Annotated in this window: 24 protein-coding genes and 3 pseudogenes; 4 read left to right on the top strand and 23 right to left on the bottom strand. The window is 69.8% G+C overall.

Annotated elements, in window-relative coordinates; translation table 11 throughout:
- Window positions 1-163 precede the first annotated feature (163 nt).
- The 4 genes and pseudogenes from priA to OV079_RS42835 all read right to left on the bottom strand — a co-directional run.
- Window positions 164-1,282, bottom strand: a pseudogene (gene priA / locus OV079_RS59545) (replication restart helicase PriA); the annotation flags it as partial.
- A 320-nt stretch (window positions 1,283-1,602) separates the two neighbouring features.
- On the bottom strand, window positions 1,603-2,103 hold the full coding sequence (locus OV079_RS42845; RefSeq protein WP_267775492.1) for a primosomal protein N' family DNA-binding protein: 501 nt from the start codon (window positions 2,101-2,103) through the stop codon (window positions 1,603-1,605).
- A complete protein-coding gene (locus tag OV079_RS42840) occupies window positions 2,100-2,702 on the bottom strand; it encodes a hypothetical protein (RefSeq protein WP_267775491.1) in 603 nt (200 codons plus the stop codon). The genes OV079_RS42845 and OV079_RS42840 overlap by 4 nt, the downstream gene beginning before the upstream one ends.
- 59 nt (window positions 2,703-2,761) lie before the next feature.
- Window positions 2,762-3,094 carry a hypothetical protein gene (locus OV079_RS42835; RefSeq protein WP_267775489.1) on the bottom strand — a complete coding sequence of 111 codons (333 nt, stop codon included), beginning with the start codon at window positions 3,092-3,094 and terminating at the stop codon, window positions 2,762-2,764.
- Window positions 3,095-3,315: 221 nt separating this feature from the next.
- Between OV079_RS42835 and OV079_RS42830 the strand changes: the two genes are divergently transcribed.
- The 4 genes from OV079_RS42830 to OV079_RS42815 all read left to right on the top strand — a co-directional run bounded on the left by OV079_RS42830 (window position 3,316) and on the right by OV079_RS42815 (window position 7,588).
- On the top strand, window positions 3,316-3,948 hold the full coding sequence (locus OV079_RS42830; protein ID WP_267775488.1) for a TetR/AcrR family transcriptional regulator: 633 nt from the start codon (window positions 3,316-3,318) through the stop codon (window positions 3,946-3,948).
- Window positions 3,949-4,032: 84 nt separating this feature from the next.
- Window positions 4,033-5,265, top strand: a complete 1,233-nt coding sequence (locus OV079_RS56685; protein WP_267775487.1) for an LON peptidase substrate-binding domain-containing protein — start codon at window positions 4,033-4,035, stop codon at window positions 5,263-5,265.
- Window positions 5,166-6,416: an endopeptidase La gene (gene lon, locus OV079_RS42820; protein ID WP_267778780.1), complete on the top strand. Its 1,251-nt coding sequence runs from the start codon at window positions 5,166-5,168 to the stop codon at window positions 6,414-6,416. The genes OV079_RS56685 and lon overlap by 100 nt, the downstream gene beginning before the upstream one ends.
- Before the next feature lie 242 nt (window positions 6,417-6,658).
- Window positions 6,659-7,588, top strand: a complete 930-nt coding sequence (locus OV079_RS42815; protein ID WP_267775486.1) for a serine/threonine protein kinase — start codon at window positions 6,659-6,661, stop codon at window positions 7,586-7,588.
- A gap of 75 nt (window positions 7,589-7,663) precedes the next feature.
- On the opposite strand, the gene OV079_RS42810 is transcribed toward OV079_RS42815, so the two are convergent.
- The 19 genes and pseudogenes from OV079_RS42810 to rplE form a co-directional block, all read right to left on the bottom strand.
- Window positions 7,664-9,085, bottom strand: a complete 1,422-nt coding sequence (locus OV079_RS42810) for a YncE family protein (RefSeq protein ID WP_267775485.1) — start codon at window positions 9,083-9,085, stop codon at window positions 7,664-7,666.
- 24 nt (window positions 9,086-9,109) lie between these two features.
- Window positions 9,110-9,316 carry a hypothetical protein gene (locus OV079_RS56680; protein ID WP_338089000.1) on the bottom strand — a complete coding sequence of 69 codons (207 nt, stop codon included), beginning with the start codon at window positions 9,314-9,316 and terminating at the stop codon, window positions 9,110-9,112.
- 755 nt (window positions 9,317-10,071) lie between these two features.
- Window positions 10,072-10,341: a hypothetical protein gene (locus OV079_RS42800; RefSeq protein WP_267775484.1), complete on the bottom strand. Its 270-nt coding sequence runs from the start codon at window positions 10,339-10,341 to the stop codon at window positions 10,072-10,074.
- Entirely contained in the window at window positions 10,338-10,925 is a 588-nt protein-coding gene (locus OV079_RS42795) for an EscR/YscR/HrcR family type III secretion system export apparatus protein (protein WP_267775483.1), read from the bottom strand. Before OV079_RS42795 ends, OV079_RS42800 begins: the two co-directional genes overlap by 4 nt.
- Window positions 10,915-11,325 carry a hypothetical protein gene (locus OV079_RS42790; protein ID WP_267775482.1) on the bottom strand — a complete coding sequence of 137 codons (411 nt, stop codon included), beginning with the start codon at window positions 11,323-11,325 and terminating at the stop codon, window positions 10,915-10,917. Before OV079_RS42790 ends, OV079_RS42795 begins: the two co-directional genes overlap by 11 nt.
- Window positions 11,326-11,763: 438 nt before the next feature.
- Window positions 11,764-12,243: a 50S ribosomal protein L17 gene (rplQ, locus tag OV079_RS42785; RefSeq protein WP_267775481.1), complete on the bottom strand. Its 480-nt coding sequence runs from the start codon at window positions 12,241-12,243 to the stop codon at window positions 11,764-11,766.
- A gap of 6 nt (window positions 12,244-12,249) precedes the next feature.
- Window positions 12,250-13,263, bottom strand: a complete 1,014-nt coding sequence (locus tag OV079_RS42780) for a DNA-directed RNA polymerase subunit alpha (RefSeq protein WP_267705140.1) — start codon at window positions 13,261-13,263, stop codon at window positions 12,250-12,252.
- Between the two features lie 16 nt (window positions 13,264-13,279).
- Window positions 13,280-13,909 (bottom strand): 30S ribosomal protein S4, encoded by a 630-nt coding sequence (rpsD, locus tag OV079_RS42775; protein WP_267775479.1) that lies wholly within the window; start codon window positions 13,907-13,909, stop codon window positions 13,280-13,282.
- Between the two features lie 3 nt (window positions 13,910-13,912).
- Window positions 13,913-14,315 (bottom strand): annotated as a pseudogene (gene rpsK / locus OV079_RS42770) (30S ribosomal protein S11).
- A 3-nt stretch (window positions 14,316-14,318) separates the two neighbouring features.
- Window positions 14,319-14,693 (bottom strand): 30S ribosomal protein S13, encoded by a 375-nt coding sequence (rpsM, locus tag OV079_RS42765; protein WP_267705147.1) that lies wholly within the window; start codon window positions 14,691-14,693, stop codon window positions 14,319-14,321.
- A gap of 10 nt (window positions 14,694-14,703) precedes the next feature.
- Window positions 14,704-14,817, bottom strand: coding sequence for a 50S ribosomal protein L36 (rpmJ, locus tag OV079_RS42760; RefSeq protein WP_096328167.1), 114 nt, complete (start codon window positions 14,815-14,817; stop codon window positions 14,704-14,706).
- Window positions 14,818-15,261: 444 nt separating this feature from the next.
- On the bottom strand, window positions 15,262-16,578 hold the full coding sequence (secY, locus tag OV079_RS42755) for a preprotein translocase subunit SecY (protein ID WP_267775478.1): 1,317 nt from the start codon (window positions 16,576-16,578) through the stop codon (window positions 15,262-15,264).
- Between the two features lie 235 nt (window positions 16,579-16,813).
- The gene (gene rplO, locus OV079_RS42750) at window positions 16,814-17,278 is read right to left on the bottom strand and encodes a 50S ribosomal protein L15 (RefSeq protein ID WP_267775477.1); all 465 of its coding nucleotides are present in this window, start codon (window positions 17,276-17,278) and stop codon (window positions 16,814-16,816) included.
- 28 nt (window positions 17,279-17,306) lie between these two features.
- Complete coding sequence (rpmD, locus tag OV079_RS42745; RefSeq protein WP_096328171.1) at window positions 17,307-17,495, bottom strand: 50S ribosomal protein L30; 189 nt, start codon at window positions 17,493-17,495, stop codon at window positions 17,307-17,309.
- Between the two features lie 11 nt (window positions 17,496-17,506).
- Entirely contained in the window at window positions 17,507-18,004 is a 498-nt protein-coding gene (rpsE, locus tag OV079_RS42740; protein WP_096328172.1) for a 30S ribosomal protein S5, read from the bottom strand.
- 9 nt (window positions 18,005-18,013) lie between these two features.
- Complete coding sequence (gene rplR / locus OV079_RS42735) at window positions 18,014-18,373, bottom strand: 50S ribosomal protein L18 (RefSeq protein WP_267775476.1); 360 nt, start codon at window positions 18,371-18,373, stop codon at window positions 18,014-18,016.
- 21 nt (window positions 18,374-18,394) lie between these two features.
- Window positions 18,395-18,939: pseudogene (rplF, locus tag OV079_RS42730) on the bottom strand (50S ribosomal protein L6).
- Window positions 18,940-18,969: 30 nt separating this feature from the next.
- Entirely contained in the window at window positions 18,970-19,359 is a 390-nt protein-coding gene (gene rpsH / locus OV079_RS42725) for a 30S ribosomal protein S8 (protein WP_420829454.1), read from the bottom strand.
- A 21-nt stretch (window positions 19,360-19,380) separates the two neighbouring features.
- Window positions 19,381-20,040, bottom strand: a complete 660-nt coding sequence (rplE, locus tag OV079_RS42720; protein WP_267775472.1) for a 50S ribosomal protein L5 — start codon at window positions 20,038-20,040, stop codon at window positions 19,381-19,383.
- Window positions 20,041-20,055: the final 15 nt, after the last annotated feature.

The following is a 20,055-nucleotide window of genomic DNA, read 5'->3' as shown; positions in this document are numbered from 1 at the left end:
GTAGGCCTGGATCAGCACGCGCCCTGGCCTGTCCCCGCGGCCAGCTCGGCCCGCCACCTGCGTCAGCAGCTGGAACGTCCGCTCCGACGCGCGAATGTCGGGCAGCCCGAGCCCGTGGTCGCCCTGGAGGATCCCCACCAGCGTCACCCCGGAAGTCGTGCCCCTTCGACAGCATCTGCGTCCCCACCAGGATGTCGGCCTCGCGCCGGCGGAACTGCGCCAGCGTCTCCAGCAACCCCTTGCCGCGGCTCGTGTCGCGGTCGAGCCGCAGCACCCGCGCGCCCGGCACGTCCTTCGCCAGCGCCAGCTCGATCCGCTCCGTCCCCGCGTTGCCGTGCAGCAGCTCGCCCTCGCCGCACTCCACGCAGCGCTCCGGCGGCGCCTCGATGAACCCGCACCAGTGACACATCAAGCGGTTGCGCCCGAGGTGGTACGTCATCGCCGGCGCGCTGCAGTCGGGGCAGTGATGCAGCGCCCCACAGTGATCGCACAGCAACGTGGTCGCAAAGCCGCGGCGGTTGAGGAACACGATCGCCTGCTCGCCCGCCGCCACCGTCTCCGCCAGCGCCGTGCGCAGGCGTCCCGTCAGCAGCGTCTCCGGGTCGGGCCGATGCGTCGCCAACGAGATGAGCTCCACGGCGGGCAGCGGCCGCGTCGTCGGTCGCGTCGTCATCCGCAGCCAGCGGATCTTCCCCGAGCGCGCCGACTCGTACGTCTCGAGCGCCGGCGTCGCGCTGCCCAGCAGCGCCACCGCCGACGCGTCGCGCGCCCGCACCAGCGCCACGTCGCGCGCGCTGTAGCGGACCCCTTCCTCCTGCTTGAACGACCCGTCGTGCTCCTCGTCGACGACGATCACCTTGAGGTCCGGCACCGGCGCGAACACGGCCGAGCGAGCCCCGATCACGATCGGCCGCGCACCCATACGGATCTGCTGCCACGCGTCGAGCCGCTGGCGCGGCGTCAGCCCGCTGTGCAGCACCGCCACCGTCTCACCGAAGCGCGCCCGGAAGCGATCCGACAGCTGCGGGGTCAGGGCGATCTCCGGCACCAACACGATCGCTCCGCCCCCGCGCGCCCGCGCGTCCGCGATCAGCTGCAGGTACACCTCCGTCTTGCCGCTGCCGGTCACCCCGTGCAGCAGCGACGCCGCGAACTTGCCCGCCTCGAGGTCGCCGCGCAACGTCGCCAGCGCCGCCGCCTGATCGGCCGTCGGCGCCTGCGGCAGCGACGGCTCGATCGTCTCCGCCGCGAACGGATCGAGCGCCCGCAGCCGCTCCTCCACCCCCACCAGCCCGGCCGCGATGAGCGGCTCGAGCAGCTTCTTGTAGCCCGGGAACGGCCCGCGCAGCTCGCCCGCCGGCACCCACGAACCTGCCCCTTCGAGCAGGTCGAGCAGCGCCCGCCGCTGCTTGCTGCGGCCGATGTGCTCACGCAGCGTCTCCTCCGCGGTGGCCGCTCCGCGGAGATAGTCCGTGCGGCGGTAGTGGGCCTCGACGCGCGCCCCCTCGCCGCCGGCCTCGTCCCAGGAGATCGTGCACAGCTCCTTGGCCGCGAGGTCGCCGATCAGCCGCAGCACCCCGGGGATGCGCGGGCGCAGGTCGATCAACCGTTCGACCGCGAGCTCGCCCCGGGCGCCGACGCCAGCGCCGCCAGCACCCGCTGCTCCGCCGCCGTCGGCAGCCCCGCGTCGTCCACCGGCTGCAGCACCACCTCGCGCGCGGCCGTCAGCGCCTGCGCCCCGGCCTCGGACAACATGACCCTTCGGACATCATGTCCCGTCAGCAAGCCCGGCAGCGCCAGCCGGTAGACCTCGCCGACCGGCGCCACATAGTAGTCCGCCACCCACTCGCACAGCCGCGCCAGCTTCGGCGTCAACGACGGCGCGCCCGGCGGATCGAGCACCTCCTCGAGCAGCTTGATCCGCGCCCCGTTCAGCTTCTCCGGCGGGGCCGCGCGCACCACTCCCACCAGCCCACGGTTGGCGAACGGCACCAGCACGCGCGCCCCCGGCTCCGGCGCGCTCGGCCACGACGTCGGCACCGCGTACGTGAACCCGCGGTCGAGCGCCACCGGCAGCGCCACCGAAACCAGCCGCTCGCTCACCGCGAACTCTCCTCCGCCTCGCGCCGCGTCTGGTACAGCGCCCGCCGCAGCGCCCCGCGCATCAGCACCAGCTCGAGCACCGCGGCCACCAGCGTCACGCAGCCCGCCGCCAGCAACGCGCGCCGGAGCCACTCCACCCACAGCGCGACCAGGCTCGCCTCTCCGGCCGCGACCCCACGCGCCGCCCCGGCGATTACCCCGCGCACCGCCAGCGCCAGCACGATCAGCACCGCCACGGCGACCACCGCCGAACCGACGCCAGGTCGCACCGCGCCGACCCGGCCGAGCCGCGAGCGCTCACCCTCGACCCAGCCGAATGAACCGCTCGCCGCCGTCGCCAGCGTCACCACCACGGCCGCCCCGGCCACGACCATCGGCCAGGTCGCAAAGCACATGTCCCAAAGGACATACGCCCCCTCGCCCGACCACGCCGCCCGCAGCGCCGACGCCAGCGACGCATCGAGTCGATGCGGGATCGCGGCCGCGAGCGCCAGGCACAGCAGCGCCGGCACGAGACGCGGAGACCTCGGCCGCACACCGACCCGCCAGGCGAGCGCGACGCGAGCGCGGCTCGGCGGGGTGGTGGCGTCGAGGTCCACGGAGCGAGGCTTTTAGCGCGCCCGGGCGCGCGCCAAGAACCTGCGCAAGTTTCAGCTTATCAGCCGGCCACTTCGGGGCGGTCGAAGGACAGCTTGAAGCCGGTGAGACAGCGGGTGGCGCCGTTGCCGACCTTGTAGGACGGCACGATCTCCACCTGGGTCTGCGAGCGGAGCGCGTCGAACAGCATCGAGATCGATGCGGCGCTCACGTTACGGCCCGGGCACAGCGACCCGCCCCACTTGTAGTCACGCTTCGTTCCGGACTTCTCGCGCACCGACAGCACGCCGTTGGCCATCGCGTAGTCATCGCTGCTGCTCTCGTAGACGGTCACGGCGTCGACGTTGCCGATCGAGCCGGCCGAGTCGGCGAAGGTGGTGGCGGGGGCGGACACAATCATCATACCGGCGAGCAGGGACAGAACTGGGCGAAGCGACATGGAGGGTTCCTCGTGCGATTTCGGGGGCCTTCAGACCCGGGGGTGCAGGGTGCTATTCACGAGCCGCCGCTGCAACGCCGGCGTATGCGTCCGCTTGACCTCGATCGGATCACCGGGCGGAACTGCTCGCGCGCACGTTTGTGTTTTCAAACGATGAATGATGTAGTGGTTTCGTCATGGCTCAGTCCGGGACGTACCCCGCGGGAGACCTCGGCAACCCGAGGCGCGCGCAGATCCTCGACGCCGCCGAGCGACTGCTCCACCACTACGGTCACGCCAAGACCACCGTCGCCGAGATCGCCCGCGAGGCTCGAGTCAGCGTCGGCTCGGTCTATCTCGAGTTCGAAGCCAAGGACGCCATCTGGGTCGAGCTCTCGCATCGCCGCCACGAGGCGGTGCTCGCCGCCATGCGCGGCGCCGCCAACGCGCCCAAGAAGCTCTACGCCCACCGTCTGCAAGCGGCGCTCGTGGCGCGAACGCGTGCCTTCCTCGCCCTCGCCGAGCGCGGCGCGCACGCCGCGGAGCTCGTTCACTGTCACGCTTGCCCGGCCATCCGCGAGGCGCAGGAGATCTACCACCGGCGCGAACGCGAGATCATCGCCGAGCTGCTGCAAGCAGGTGCAGACGCCGGCGAGTTCGCGATCAAGGATGCGTCCGCCACCGCGGCGACGCTGCTGCAGGCGTTCGTCGCGTTCGTGCCGCCGCTGCTCTTCGGTCGTGCACCTGACGAGCTCGAGCGTGAGGTCACGGCTCTGCATCAACTCCTCGTCCACGGGCTCTGCCGCGCCGATCCCCGGCCCCGCAGTTGACGGCGAGTTGAACGGTTTTAAGTTCGGTTCAACCGTCATCACGTACCCCTGCAGGCTTAGCCGCGGGGAGCGAAAGGAACCGAGATGAGCCACCCAGAGTATCCTTCTGTGATCCCGCTGCTGCCCCTGCGCAACGGCGTCCTCTTCCCTGGCACAGTCATCACCGTCCCGGTCGGTCGCGCCCGTTCGATCGCCATGATCGAGGCCGTCGGGCAGGACGCCATCGTCGGCATCGCCGTCCAGCGTGACGCGCGGATGGTCGATCCCGAGCTCGCCGACCTCCAGCCGGTCGGCACCTACGCCCGCGTCCGCCAGATCCGGCGCACGGGCGAGCGCAACTATCAGGTCGTACTCGAGGGCCTCGGTCGCTTCTCGCTGAAGACGATCCTCCACGGCAAGCCTTACTGGACCGCCGAGGTCGAGCAGCTTGCCGACGAGAATACCGATCCCACCGAGGCGAAGCTGCTCGCCGGCGCTCTCGGCTCGCGCATGCGCGAGAAGCTGCAGGAGATCGCGCCCGACATGTCTTCGAGCTTCGGTCAGTGGATCGAGCTGCTCGGTCGCGGCGACGACTCCGGCCTGCTGGCCGACCGCGTCGCCGCGGCGCTGAGCCTCGACACCGACAAGGAGGTCCAGGTGCTGCTCACCCGCGACGTGAGCGAGCGCCTGCGCCTGGTCTCGCGCCTGCTCGACGAGGCCATCACCCTCGCGGAGCTCAAGCACAAGATCGACTCCGAGGTCCGCCGCGGCCTCCACAGCAACCAGCGCGAGGTCCTGCTGCGCCAGCAGCTGCGCGCGATCCAGAAGGAGCTCGGCGAGGAGCCCAAGTCCGACGACTTGCAGGCCCTGCGCGAGCGGCTCGACAGCGCCGGCTTGCCCGAGGAGGCCCGCAAGGTCGCCGACCGCGAGCTCGCCCGCCTCGAGGCGATGAACAACGCCCACGCCGAGTTCGGCGTGATCCGCACCTACCTCGAGTGGATCGCCGACCTGCCGTGGAACAAGCGCGCCTCGGGCACGCTCGAGATCGACGCCATCGCCAAGAAGCTCGACGCCGACCACTTCGGCCTCGAGGAGGTCAAGAAGCGGATCTTGGAGCACATGGCGGTCCTCAAGGTCTCGGGCAACACCCGCGCGACCTTGCTGTGCCTCGCCGGGCCTCCGGGGTCGGCAAGACCTCGCTGGGCCAGTCGATCGCCGACGCCACCGGCCGTCCGTTCGTGCGGATCGCCCTCGGCGGCGTGCGCGACGAGGCGGAGATCCGCGGCCACCGGCGCACCTACGTCGGCGCGCTGCCCGGCCGACTCCTGCACGCCCTGAAGAAGGCCGGCAAGAAGAACGCGGTGGTGCTGCTCGACGAGATCGACAAGCTCGGCAACAGCTGGATGGGCTCGCCCGACGCGGCGCTGCTCGAGGTCCTCGACCCCGAGCAGAACAAGAACTTCACCGACCATTACCTCGAGCTGCCGTTCGACCTGTCGGAGGTGCTCTTCATCTGCACCGCCAACAGCCTCGACACCATCTCCGCGCCGCTCCGCGACCGCCTCGAGGTCATCGAGCTCAGCGGCTACACCCTCGAGGAGAAGCTGCACATCGCCAAGGACCACCTGCTGCCCAAGCAGATCAAGGACCACGCGATCGCGACCGGCACGCTGACGGTCACCGACGACTCGATCAAGACGATCATCCGCGAGTACACGCGTGAGGCCGGGGTGCGCCAGCTCGGGCGCGAGCTGACCAAGCTGTGCCGCGCGTTGACCCTGGAGATCGCGCGGGCCGACGAGGGCAAGTCGCCGCGACTGCACATCGACGCGAGCGACCTTCACAAGTACCTCGGCAAGCCCAAGTTCCAGAGCGAAGTCGCCGAGCGCACCGCCGTCCCCGGCGTGGCGACCGGCCTCGCCTGGACCCCGGTCGGCGGCGACATCCTGTTCGTCGAGACCTCACGCATGCCCGGCAAGGGCAGCCTCGAGATCACCGGCCAGCTCGGCGACGTCATGAAGGAGTCTGCCCGGGCCGCCCTCACCTACGTCCGCAGCAACGCCAACCAGCTCGGGGTCGACGTCAACTTCCTCGATCGCCAGGACCTGCACATCCACGTCCCCGCCGGCGCCGTCCCCAAGGACGGCCCCTCCGCAGGCGTCACCATGTTCACGGCCCTGACCTCGCTGCTGACGGGTCGCCGGGTCCGCAACGACACGGCGATGACCGGTGAATGCACCCTCCGCGGGCGGGTCCTCCCGGTCGGCGGGATCAAGTCGAAGGTCCTGGCCGCCCACCGGGCCGGCATCAAGCGGGTGGTGCTCCCGCACCGCAACGCCCGCGACATCGAGGACGTGCCCGAGGACGTGCGCCAGCAGATCGAGTTCATCTTCGCCGAGGACATGCGGCAGGTGCTCGACGCCGCGCTCGAGCCCGTCGTCCTGCCGCCCGAGAGCCTCGCCGCGGACAGCCCGCGCGCCGAGGCGTGATCGAGCGGGCGCCCACGGCCGACGACGCATCGCCGCTGGCCGTCATGCGCCCGACCCGGGATCCGCACCATACGGCGCGGATCCTGTTTATTTTGCGAGAGCGTGACCGGCGCACGCTGAGCGCGAGGGCCGTGGCCGGCCGGCCTCGGCCCTCGACCTGCCCGTGACGTCGGACAATTCGGGCGAGCCCGCGCCTCGCCCCGAATTGACGAACTCCGACGCGTGGGCCGAGAATCACCGCGTTGACCACGGCCCCCGACAAGATCGGTCCCTACGAGGTGCTCGAACGCATCAGCGCCGGCGGCATGGCCGAGGTGTACAAGGCCAAGTTGACCGGCGCCGACAGCTTCGAGCGCCTGGTGGCGATCAAGCGAATCCTGCCGCACATCGCCCGCGATCCCAACTTCATCGCCATGTTCCAGGCGGAGGCGAAGCTGGCCGTGCAGCTGCAGCACGGCAACATCGCCCAGATCTACCAGCTCGGCCGCCACGACGAGTCCTTCTACATCGCGCTCGAGTACGTCGAGGGCCGCGACGTCGGGGCGCTGCTCGACCTGCACCAGAAGGCCGGCAAGGCCCTGCCGCTCGCGCAGGCCTGCTACATCATCACGCGCTGCGCCGAGGGCCTCGACTACGCCCACAACAAGAAGAGCGACGACGGCAGGCCGCTCAACATCATCCACCGCGACATCAGCCCGCCCAACATCCTGATCTCCTACGAGGGCGAGGTGAAGCTGATCGACTTCGGCCTGGCCAAGGCGACCAGCTCGTCGGTGCAGACGCAGGCCGGCGTCATCAAGGGCAAGCTCGCGTACATGTCGCCCGAGCAGGTCCGCGGCGCGCCGCTCGACGCCCGCAGCGACGTGTTCGCCCTCGGCATCGTGTTCTTCGAGCTGCTGACCGGCCGCCGCCTGTTCCGCCGCGACAGCGACATCGAGACCTTCGAGAGCGTGCGCCAGTGCAAGGTGCCGCGGCCGAGCGAGGTCAACCCGGCGATCCCGGCGCCGCTCGAGCAGATCCTGCTGCGCTCGCTGGCCCGCTCGCTCGACGACCGCTACCCGTCGGCGGCCTCCCTGGCCGAGGCGCTGCGCGAGTTCGTGTTCACGAACCAGCTGCGCTACCGCGGCGACCAGCTCGGCGCGTGGATGCGCCAGGTCTTCCGCAAGAACTAGCGCGCGGGCCCGCAGCCTTCGCTCGGGCGCCTGCACGCCGGCGCGAGGATGCTCGAGCGTCCGCGCGCTCGCAGCTCAGCCGCCGAGGCCGATCCGGCGGATCATCTGCAGCCGCCGCGGCGAGGCGCTGTCGAGCTCGACGACCCCGATCGTGCTCGCCAGCGTGTGCACGACGTACAGCTTGCGCCGCGCCTCGTCGACGACCAGCTCGTTGGGCCCGTCGTCGACCGGGATGGTGGCGATCACGGTGAACGAGCCGAGCGCGACCGCGGCGACCTCGTCGTCGGAGTAGCAGCTGATGAACGCGATCGCCTCGCCCTGCTTGGGCCGGTGGACCGCCAGCAGGTTCGGGTTGTGACACAGCGCGACGCTGTCGATCGGGTCGTTGAGCGGCTCGCCCGACGCACCGAGGCTGGTGTCGACCAGCGACAGCGACGGCGGCGTGGTGTGGACCGCGAGCAGGCGGTCGCCGACGTCCGGGTCGAGGAACTCGATCTCGCCCATGAACGGGCGGTCGCCCGCCGCGTACGGGTTGACCCCGAGCAGCCAGTGATTGCCGAAGCGCACGATCGTGTCGCGCCCGGTCTCGACGCTGAACAGCCGCACGCCGGGCCAGAAGCGGTGCGAGGCGTACAGCAGCGGGCGCGTGCAGCCCTCGCTGCTCGGCGGCGCGTCCGTCGGGTCGCAGGCGCGCTGGTCGACCGCGAACCCGCCGGCGAGCACGCCCTTGCCGAGCGGCTCGGTGGAGAAGAAGCTCTGCGAGGCGTCGGTGATGTCGGTGATCTTCGGCCCGTACTCGGCGTCGAGGGCGATGAGCGTCATCCTCGCCCCGAGCAGGTGCGGCAGGTAGGCGAAGCGATAGCCCTCGCGGTCGACGAAGATCCGCGCCGGATCGGACGGCAGGCGCGCGCCGGCGGGGTCGTTGCCGAGCCGCTGCAGCGAGTGCGCCGCGTCGCACTCGCCCTCGCCGTCCTGCCCGCAGTCGACCTCGATGCCGCCGGCCTCGCGCACGACGTCGATCCACGTCACCGCGCGCTCCTCGAGGCTCGACGGCACCAGCAATCGCCACGGCCCGTCGTCGCCGATCGGCCGGTCGAGGGCGATGTTGCCGGCGCCGCTGGTGAACCGGACCGAGTGCGCGCGCTGGATGAAGTAGCGCTCCTCGCACTCGACGACCTGCTGCGCCTTTTCAGCTGTCTCTTTGGACATGGCCTCGGAGACACGGCAAGGCGACGCCGCGCTGAGCTCGGCGTCGGCCGGCGCCGGCTCCTCCGCGAACGCCTGGTCGAGCGCGCGCAGGTTGAGGACCACGAGCGTGCTGGTCTTGACCCCGAGGTCGAGGTTGCTGTTGCTGACGAACAGCCACGCGCCGTCGGGCGAGAGCAGCGCGCCGGTCGGCAGCCGCAGCGCCTGCAGATCGGCCGGCTCCGGCTCGCCGCGCCCGCAGGTCGCCAGCAGCAACATCGCGGCGCACCAGCGGTGAGACAGGCGGAGCATCCGACGAGGGGACGTTATCACGCCTCAGGCGCGCGGGAGGGCCTGCAGCCACGCCTCCGGATGGACGGCCCAGGCCGCGGCGAGGGCGGTGAGCGCGGCGACGGCGACCAGCCACGACCGGCTCGCGGCCGCCACCGCTGCGACCGGCCCGGACCTCGCGGCGCACGCGAGCGCGAGCTCGAGGACGGCCGCGGTGAGCAGGACCGGCGTCGCCAGACCGAGCGCCAGCAACGTGACCTCGTGGGCCGCCGCGCTCGCCGCCGCGACGTCGAGCTGCAGCTGCCACCCGTGCGGCTCGCCGACGGGCCAGCGCGTCGCACACGCCCGCAGCCCGGCGAGCAGCGGCCGGTGCAGCCCTGCGACCAGCGCCAGCGAACCGACCAGCGCCAGCTGCAGCGCCGCGAACGCGCGCGCGGCCGAGCCCGAGCGTCATCCCCGAGCGGCTCGCCGCCCCGAGCGCGGCCTCGCCGGGCAGGCTGACGAGGGCGCCGAGCACCGCGCCGAGCAGCAGCTCGAAGCCGGCCGCCAGCAACCACCACGACCACGCCACCGGCGCGATCCGCCCCGGGGTCCACGCCGCCGCCAGCACGGCCGCCAGCGCGCCGGCGATCGCCCACCACGTCCCGCCCGCGGCCGTGCGCCACAGCGTCTGGGCGTGCAGGACCGCGAACAGGCGCAGGGTCAGCCAGGCCCACGCCGCCAGCGGCCCCGCGATCACCGGCCCCACCGTCCGCGAGTCACATGTCCCTGCGGACAGCTCCGGTCACGCGCCCGAGCGCGCGAGCGCGTGGAACGACGACTCATGGGCCCCGCAAGCACGCGCGTCGGACTCGGCGCGCGTGGCGACGCGAAGCAGATGTCCCCAGGGACAGGTCCTCGCTCCGAGCACGGCGCTCGTGGCCGCCCCACCCCCACCCCCTGCGGGACGTGTCCGCTTGCCGGGCCCGGCGATCGCCGCTCCGACCCCACCTGTCCTGGAAGACATATCATTCGCCGCGCCCGATCGCGGGCAGCAGCGCCCACAGCCCGCGCGTGTACGCGGCGGTCCCGGCCAGCCACTGCGCGCCGAAGCACCACACCACCGCGAGCACCGCGGTCGCGCGGGCGAGCAGCACCGGCGCGGGGTCGGTGACGCCGAGGCGGTGGCACAGCCAGCCGATCGCCAGCGCCGCCCCGGCCGCAGCTCCCGCGGCGGGCGCGATCATCCACGCCGCCTGGACCAGGCCGTCGCCGATCGCCTCGAGCGCGACGGTCACGCGTAGCCCTCCACGAGGCCGCGGATCACCGCGTCCCACCCGTCGACGGCCAGGAACAGCAGCACCTTGACCGGCAGCGCGACCGCGGGCTGCACCTGCGCCGCGAGACCGATCAGCGCCACCAGCTGGGCCAGCACCAGGTCGACGAGCACGAACGGGACCAGGATCAGCGCCGCCATCTGCAGCGCCTCGGCGAGCTCGGTGACGAGGAACGCCGGCACGAGCGCGAGCGGGTGCGCGAGGTCGACCGCGTTGAGCGAGGCGAAGTACTCGACCTCGGCCGGGTCGGCGTGGCGGTCGAGGAACGCCGACAGCGGCGCGAACAGGGCCCCGACGTCGAGCGGCGCGCCCGAGCCGTACAGCGCGGCGGCCTCGAACCCGACCGGCCCCATGATCACCGCCGTCACCACCAGCGACAGCGCGAACACGGCGCTCCACGGCAGCAGGGCCTCCGCGCCGAGCCCGACGCGGATCGCCGACAGCACGACGCTCGCCTTGGCGAACGCGGTGCAACCGACTGCGGCGATCGGCGCCAGCGACAGGGCCACCCACGTGGCAGCGCCTGTCGGCAGCTCAGGGACCATGCGCGCGCCACCCCTCCGTGCTGCGCGAGGCGTCGGCGCGCCACTCCTTGGTCGTACGCGGTCCAGCGGCGCGCCAGTTCTCGGCGCTGCGCGCGGCGTCGGCCACCCACGGCGGGGCGTCGAGTTCGGCGGGCGCGGCGTTCCACGGCGCCGGCGGCGGGTCGGGCAGCTCCAGCAGCAGGTTGGGCGGTCCGCCGGGACCTGTCCCGACGAGCAGGCGGCGGCCGGCCACCTCGACCACGTGCAGCGCGTGCGCCGGCGTCAACCCGACGACGGTCTGCGCCCGCTCGCGTCGCCCGCCTCGCACCCCGCGCCCGAGCCAGACGAGCAGCAACAGCGCGACGAGCAGCCCGCCCCCGACGGCCACGAGGTGAAGGTACGGTTCGATGTCTTCCAGCACGCCCTTCAGCGTAGGGAGGACGGCCAGCGCGGGCAAAAAACCCGCGACGTCGGCCCTGCACGGCCACTTCGCGCGCATGCACGAAGCGCGGCCGGGCGCGAAAATTCGTCCGGCTCGACGATGCGCGCAACGAAGAAGAACACCGACGACCGACGCCAGCCTGAGAGCCGGCAGACCGGGCGGCGCGGAAATGAAGCCCGACGACCCGCTCGCGGCGACGGGGTCGCCGAAGCGCACGCTCGACCGGCAGAGCGCATCCCTACCGGTGAACCCGGCGCGTGGCAGGAGACCCGCTCCACCGTCACACGAAGCCGCACGCACGGAGGACCTGTCCCGAAGGACAGCCCGCGCTGTCGGCCCCCGCGACCCAAAGCAAAAGGCCCGCGCCGGAGCGCGAGCCTTCCTGCTCGGGATCAGCGGCCGGGTGGCCGCCGAGCGTCAGTCGGCGGCCGACTCGGAGCCGGTGGACGACGCACCGCCGGCGGCCGCGGGAGCGGCCGAGGGCAGCTTGAACGTGACGATCTCGAGGATCGCCATCGGCGCGGCGTCACCGGGGCGGGTGCCCACCTTGAGGATCCGCGTGTAACCGCCGTTGCGGCCGCGGAGCTGGGGGGCGATGTCGGTGAACAGCTTGTGCAGCGCGTCGCGCGAACGGACCATGCGGCCGGCCATGCGAAGGGCGTGCACGTACTTGCCCTGCTCGGCCGGGGACCGCTGGTCCTTCGGCTTGGTGAGCAGGTCACCGAGGCGGAGCGCGGTGGTGATGGTGCGCTCGGCCAGGCGCCGAAGCTCCTTGGCCTTCGGCTCGGTGGTGGTGATGCGCTGGTGCTCGAGCAGCGACGTGACCATGTTGCGGAACATGGCGCGGCGGTGCGACGAGTTGCGGCTGAACTTGCGGCCAGCGTTCTGGTGGCGCATGGCGGATCAGGTCTCCTCACGGGCCGGCGGCGGGCCCTGCCAATTGTCGATCTTCATGCCAAGCGACAGGCCCATCTGCGCCAGGATCTCTTTGATCTCCTTGAGCGACTTGCGGCCGAAGTTCTTGGTCTTGAGCATCTCGGCCTCGGTGCGCTGCACGAGGTCGCCGATGTAGTGGATGTTGGCGTTCTGCAAGCAGTTCGCCGAGCGGACGCTGAGCTCGAGCTCGTCGACCGAGCGCCACAGGTACTCGTTGAGCTTGTCGCTCTCGCTCTGCTGCGGGACGGCGGCCTCCTCGATCTCCTCACGGTTGATGAAGATCGAGAGCTGCTCCTTGAGGATCTTGGCCGCGTAGGCGACCGCGTCCTCGGGACGGACGGAGCCGTCGGTCCACACCTCGAGCGAGAGGCGATCGTAGTCGGTGCGATGGCCGACGCGCGCGTTGGTGACGCGGTAGTTGACCTTCTGGATCGGGGAGAACAGCGAGTCGATGGGGATCACGCCGATCGGCATGCCCTCGGTCTTGTTCTGATCCGCGGTCGCGTAGCCGCGGCCCATCGCGCAGGTCATCTCCATGCGCAGTCGGCCGCCCTTGCTGAGCGTGGCGATGTGTTGTTCGGGACGAAGGGCGGTGACGCCGGTCGGGCATTGGATGTCCGCACCGGTGACCTCGCCCTCGCCCTGCTTGTCGACCACCAGCGTACGCGGGGTGGCGTCGTCCATGCGGAGGAGCAGCGCCTTGACGTTCAGGATGATGTCCGTGACGTCTTCGACGACGCCGGGCACCGTTGTGAACTCGTGGAGCGCGCCTTCGATGCGGACCGTCGTGATCGCAGCGCCCTGCAGCGAGCTCAGGAGCACCCGCCGCAGGCTGTTGCCCAGGCTGATGCCGTAGCCGCGTTCGAGCGGCTCGCACGTGAACTTGCCGTAGGTGTCGGTGAGCGAAGAGGTGTCGACCTCGAGCTTCTTCGGCCGAATCAGGTCGCGCCAGTTCCTGGCGATGGTGTTTTGGTCCTGCATTCGTCCCTCCGTGTGGTTACTTCGAGTACAGCTCGACGATGAGCTGCTCGTCGATGTCCGCCGAGATGTCCGACCGAGACGGCAGCGCGGTGATCTTGCCGCGCATGTTCTCCTTGTCGAGATCGATCCACGCCGGCCGCGGGACCCGGTCGACCTGCCCGAGGGCGTCGACGATGCGCTGGATCTTCTTGCTGTTGTCGCGGACCTCGACGATGTCGCCGGCGCGCACCTGGTAGCTCGGGATGTTGATCCGCTTGCCGTTCACCAGGAAGTGGCCGTGACGCACGAGCTGACGGGCCTCGGCGTGGCTCGACGAGAAGCCGCAGCGCAGCGTGACGTTGTCGAGCCGGCGCTCGAGCAGGGCGAGCAGGTTCTCGCCGGTCACGCCCTTCATCCGCGAGGCGCGGTAGTAGTAGCCGCGGAACTGCTTCTCGAGCAGGCCGTAGATGCGCTTGACCTTCTGCTTCTCGCGCAGCTGCTGACCGTAGTCGCTCGGGCGCTTCTTGCGGCCCTGACCGTGCTGACCCGGCGGGTACTGGCGCCGCTCGTAGCCGCACTTGTCGGTGAAGCAGCGATCGCCCTTGAGGAACAGCTTGGCATCTTCACGCCGGCAGAGCCGGCACACGGGACCGATGTAGCGAGCCATGGTTCAGACCCTCCTCCGCTTGGGCGGGCGGCAGCCGTTGTGCGGGATCGGCGTGACGTCCTTGATCGATGAGATCCGCAAACCGGCCGACTGCAGGCCGCGAAGCGCCGACTCGCGGCCGGCACCGGGGCCCGACACGCGGACCGACACGGTCTGCATGCCGTGGTCCTGAGCCTTGCGCGCGGCGTCGTCGGCAGCCATGGGCGGCGAACGGCGTCGACTTGCGCGAGCCCTTGAAGCCACGCACACCCGACGAGGCCCACGCGATGGTGTTGCCGTTGACGTCGGTGATGGTGATGAGCGTGTTGTTGAAGGTCGAGTTGATGTAGACGACGCCGGTCGAGACGTTCTTCTTGACGCGGCGCTTGGACTTGCCCTTGTCGGCATCTGCCTTGGTGTTCGCCATGGCTCAGACCTTCCTCTTGGCCGCCACCGTGCCCCGCTTGGGGCCCTTGCGCGTGCGGGCGTTGGTGTGGGTGCGCTGGCCGCGGACCGGCAGGCCGCGACGGTGACGGAGACCGCGGTAGCAGCCGAGGTCCATCAGGCGCTTGATGTTCATCTGGACGTCGCGGCGGAGGTCACCCTCGACCTTGAGGTCGCTCTCGATGACGCTGCGGATCGACGCGAGTTGATCGTCGGTCAGGTCGTCGGTGCGGATCGCCGCGCCCACGCCGGACTTGTCGAGGATCTTCAGCGCGGTCCCGCGGCCGATGCCGTAAATGTAGGTGAGCGCGATCTCGATGCGCTTGTTTCGGGGCAGGTCGACCCCTGCAATGCGTGCCATGGTGGTTCTCCTAGCCCTGCCGCTGCTTGTGCTTGGGGTTGTCGCAGATCACCCGCACGACACCTTTGCGGCGGATGACCTTGCACTTGTCGCAGATCTTTCGAACGCTGGCTCTGACTTTCATTGTTCCTCTTGGCGAAGGTGCGGCTCAGGGCTGGCGAAGCGCCAACCCGGTGATGACACCGCGACCTGGATCGAGACTGGCCCTGCGGACCAGCACACGCTGCCCCGTCCGTACGTGCACGCCGAGGCGCCGCGCCTCCGCAGACAAGCTGGCCGTGAGGACAGCTTGCGTCGGCGGCTCGGCCTCGAGGCGGTACAGCTGCTGGGGCAACTCAGCGACCACTGTGGCCTCGAAGGTGTCGGCGTGCGGATGATTCACAGAGAAGAGACCTTGGTTCCTCGAGTCGTCGACCCGAGGGTCCATTGCTGTCCGCCCGAATGGGCCGACGAAGACTATGCTTAGCTCAAGGACCCCCAGGGGGGGTCAAGGAAGGGCGAAAAGGTGGCAAAAAGGCCGCCGTTAGTCCAGGCCGGCACCCGACCGGCGCGGGCGGCTCCGTGTGAGTTAGCCCCGACGTCCGCGGATCCGCGGCCCGCCAGGACCGGCAAACCCTTCGTACGAACGGGTCACCAGGTGACTCTCGATCTGCTGCGCCGTGTCGAGGGCGACGCCGACGACGATCAGCAGCGAAGTGCCGCCATAGTAGAACGGGACGTTGAATTTGGTCTGCAGCAGCGTCGGCAGGACGCACACCGCGGCGATGTACCAGGCGCCGGCGAAGGTCAGGCGCGTGAGGATGAAGTCGATGTACTCGGCCGTCCGCTTGCCAGGGCGGATCCCGGGGATCGACGCGTTCTGCTTCTTCAAGTTGTCGGCCACGTCGACCGGGTTGAACTGCAGCGACGTGTAGAAGAACGTGAAGAAGATCACGAGTCCGACGAAGGCGGTGAGATACAGCCAGCCGTCGTAGCGCAGGGCGTTGGAGAACCACTGCATCGACGAGCTGCCGGTCATGCCCGCGATCTGGCTCGGGAACATGAGGATCGAGCTGGCGAAGATCGGCGGGATCACGCCGGCGCTGTTGAGGCGCAGCGGCAGGTAGTTGGCGTTGCCGCCGAACATCTGCCGCCCGACCACCCGTTTGGCGTACTGCACCTGAATCCGCCGCTGCCCGCGCTCCATGATCACGACGAAGGCGATCACGGCGACGACGAGCGCGCCGAGGATGGCGATGAACATCGGCCCGAAGTTCTCGGGATCGTCCTGGGTCTTCTGCCACAGCTGGTACAGCGCGACCGGGAGGTCGGCGACGATGCCGGCGAAGATGATGAGCGAGATCCCGTTGCCGATGCCCTTCTCGGTGATCTGCTCGCCCAGCCACATGATGAAGCATGTCCCTGCGGTCAGGGTCAGGATCGTCATCAAGCGGAACGGCAGGCCGGGGTCGAGCACCAGCGTCTGCCCGGGGGCGTTCTGCGACTCGAGCCAGGTGGCCATGAACCAGCCCTGGACCACCGACAGGAACACCGTGCCGTAGCGGCTGTACTGGTTGATCTTCCGCCGCCCGGTCTCGCCTTCCTTGCTGAGCATCTCCAGCCGCGGAATGACCGCGGTCATCAGCTGCATGATGATGCTGGCGCTGATGTACGGCATGATGCCGAGCGCGAACACGGACAGGTTGCTCAGCGCGCCGCCGCTGAACATGTTCAGATAGCCGAGGAAGCCGCCCGCGCCCTGGCGGACGATGTCGTCCATCACGGTACGGTCGACGCCGGGCACGGCCACGAACACGCCGAAGCGGTAGACAGCCAGCATCGCCAGCGTGAAAAGCACACGCTTGCGCAGCTCCGGCAGCTTGAAGATGTTGATGATGACACCCATCGGCGTTCCCAGCTTGCCCTTCTCGTGCCCGATCTGACGGCCAGACGGGCGGGCCCTCAGGCCCGGGGGCTACGGCGACAACTTGTACCCCATGCCGCCCGGCGCCGCAGCCGGCTCGGCAACGAACTTCGGCCGGGCCCCTCACGGAGCCCGGCCGACGCATGAAAGGCCGCGCACCCGGTGACCGGTATCACGGTGCGCGGCCTGCCGACCGAGCGGCCAGACGAAGGACCTGTCAACCCTCGGCGGGCGCCGCGGGCTCCTGGATGGAACCCCCGGCCGCCTCGACCTTCTGACGGGCCGACTCGCTGACCTTGGCGACGTTGATCTTGAGCGCGGTCTTGAGCTCGCCGGTGCCGAGCAGCTTGACCTGCTTGACGCGCTTCGGGACGAGGCGCTTGGCCCGCAAGGTCTCGAGCGAGACCTCTTCGCCGGCGGCGAACTTGCCCTCGAGCAGGCCGACGTTGATGCCGTGGTACTCGTCGCGGTTCAGGCTGATGAAGCCCCGCTTCGGCACGCGGCGCTGGAGCGGGTTCTGACCGCCCTCGAAGTGGTCGGGCATCTGGTTGTGACGCGCGAGCTGACCCTTGACGCCGCGGGTCGAGGTCTTGCCGCGACGCGAACCGATACCGCGACCGACGCGCTTGCGACGCTTGCGGGCGCCGGCCGGCGGCTGCAGTGTTTCAAGTGTAGTACCCATTTGGGATGTCCCCTTCGGCCGTATCGGCTTACTCGTCGGCCGGCTCGACGGCGACGAGGTGTTGGATCTTACGGATCATGCCGCGGATCGACGGCGAGTCTTCGAGCACCCGCGAGTGATGCAGGTGGCGCAGGCCGAGGCCGCGGACAGTGTCCTTCTGCGACTGCTCGCGATGGATCGGGCTGCGGACGAGGGTCACTTTGAGCTTGAGGGCCATGGCTGTGCCTCCTACTGCGTAAGCTCGGCCACCGCGAGGCCGCGGCGACGCGAGACCGACTCGGGCGCGCGCAGCCGCTGGAGCGCGTCCAGCGTCGCGTGGATGACGTTCTGCGGGTTGTTGGTGCCGATGCACTTGCTCAGGATGTCGTGGATGCCCGCGCACTCGACGACCGCACGCACCGCGCCGCCGGCGATGACGCCGGTACCCGGCGAGGCCGGCCGCAACAGCACCGTGCCGGCGCCGTGGTGACCGATGACCTCGTGGGGGATCGTCGCGCCCGCGAGCGGAACCTGGAACAGGTTCTTGCGCGCGAGGTCGTTGGCCTTGCGGATCGCCTCCGGGACCTCCTTGGCCTTGCCGTAGCCGATGCCCACCCAGCCGCGCTCGTTGCCGATGACGACCAGCGCGCTGAAGCTGAAGCGCCGGCCGCCCTTGACGACCTTCGCCACGCGGTTGATGTAGACGACGCGGTCGACCAGTTCTCCGAGAGATTCGATGTCGATCATGGCTGGTTCCTAGAAATCGAGCCCACCGGCCCGCGCGCCGTCGGCCAGGGCCTTGACCCGGCCGTGGTAGATGTAGCCGTTGCGGTCGAACACGACCTTGGTGATGCCTTTGGCCAGGCAGGCCTTGGCGATGGCGGTGCCGACGAGCTCGGCCAGCTCGCGCTTGGTCTTCTCGCTCTCGGCGGCCAGCTCCTTGATGAGCGAGGAAGAAGCCACGAGGGTCGCCGACGTGCTGTCGTCGATGACCTGCGCGTAGATGTGCTTGGCGCTGCGGAACACCGAGAGGCGCGGGCGCTCCGTGGTGCCGTGGACCCGCTTGCGAATGCTGGCTTTGCGGCGCAGCCGGATCTGTTCTTTGGGCGAGGGCATGGTCGAACTCCCAGCGCGCGGCTACTTGCCTTTACCGCGAGCCTTGCCTTCCTTCAGGGTGATTTTCTCGTTCAGGTAACGCACGCCCTTGCCCTTGTAGGGCTCCGGCGGCCGGAAGCTGCGCAGGTCCGAGGCGACCTGGCCGAGCAGGGCCTTGCTGGCCGACTTGACGTGCAGCTTGCCCTCCTTGTCGACCTCGGCCTTGACGCCCGCGGGCAGCTTGTAGCTGACCGGGTGCGAGAAGCCGAGGGTCAGGTCGACCACGTCGCCCTTGACCGCGGCGCGATAACCGACGCCGACGATGTCGAGCGTGCGCGTGAAGCCGACCGAGACGCCGGTCAGCATGTTGGCCGTCATCGCCCGCGCGGTGCCGTGCAGCGCGCGCACGTCACCGGTCTCACCGGTACGGGTGAAGGTGATGTTGTCACCCTCGACCTTGAACTGGATCGCGGCCGGGACCTCGAAGTTGAGGTCGCCCTGGGGACCCTTGACCGAGAGCGTCTGCCCCTTGGCGGTCACGGTCACCCTTTCGGGATCTTCACTGGGGTTTTGCCGATACGACTCATGGTCTTGTTCCTTCGCGGCGACGGGTCGGATCACCACACGCTGCAGATGAGCTCGCCGCCGATGCCCTGACGCCGGGCGGCGCGGTCGGTCATCAGGCCCCGCGAGGTCGAGACGATCAGGATCCCGAGGCCGTTGTGGACCTTCGGGATGTCCTTGCCGCGCGAGTAGGCGCGCTGGCCGGGGCGGCTGATGCGGCGCATGCCCTCGATGGCGGCCTCTTCGCCCTGGTACTTGAGCTTGACCGACAGCAGGCCCTGCTTGTCGTCGTCCTCCCACGAGAAGTCGAGGATGTACCCCTCCTCCTTGAGGATCTGGCAGATGCGGAGCTTCTGCTTCGAGCCGGGCATCGTGCAGCTCGGGTGCTGGGCGTGCTGGGCGTTGCGGATGCGCGCCAGCATGTCGGCGATGGGATCAGTCATGGACATAGTTGCGACTCCTCCTTAGGCGCGCCGGAACGGCATCCCGAGCTTCTCGAGCAGGGAGCGACCCTCGTCGTCGGTGCCCGCCGAGGTGTGAATGCAGATGTTCATGCCCGGCACCTTGTCGAGCTTGTCGATGTCGACTTCGGGGAAGATGAGGACTTCCTTGACGCCGAGCGTGTAGTTGCCGCGGCCGTCGAAGGCCTTGCGGCTGACGCCACGGAAGTCACGCGTACGCGGGAGGGCGATCGTCAGCAGACGATCGAGGAACTCCCACATGACGTTGCCGCGCAGCGTCACCATGCACCCGATCTTCATCCCCTCGCGGAGCTTGAACGTGGCGATCGACTTCTTGGCGCGTGTCACCACCGGCCGCTGGCCGGTGATGTTGCCGAGCACCTCGAACGCCTGCTCGAGCAGCTTCGGCTGGCGAATCGCCTCGCCGAGACCGATGTTGAGCACGATCTTCTCGACCCGCGGCACATTGAGGACGTTCTTGTAGCCGAACTCGCTGACGAGCGCGGGCTTGGCGACCTCGCTGTACTTTTGAACGAGCCGGGGTACGTACCCCTCCTCGCGCTTGAGCGGCTCCTCCTGGACCCGCTGAAACTTGAACCCGAAGCCGGCGGCTTCCTTCTTCTTGGCGGGAGGTGCCCCGCCGGCGCGTGCTGCCTTGGCCATGACGACGAATTCCGG

Source organism: Nannocystis pusilla, assembly GCF_026626665.1.
Classification (GTDB): Bacteria; Myxococcota_A; Polyangia; order Nannocystales; family Nannocystaceae; genus Nannocystis; species Nannocystis pusilla.
Note: the sequence above shows the minus strand (reverse complement) of the source record. Positions and strands in the feature narration are given on the sequence as shown.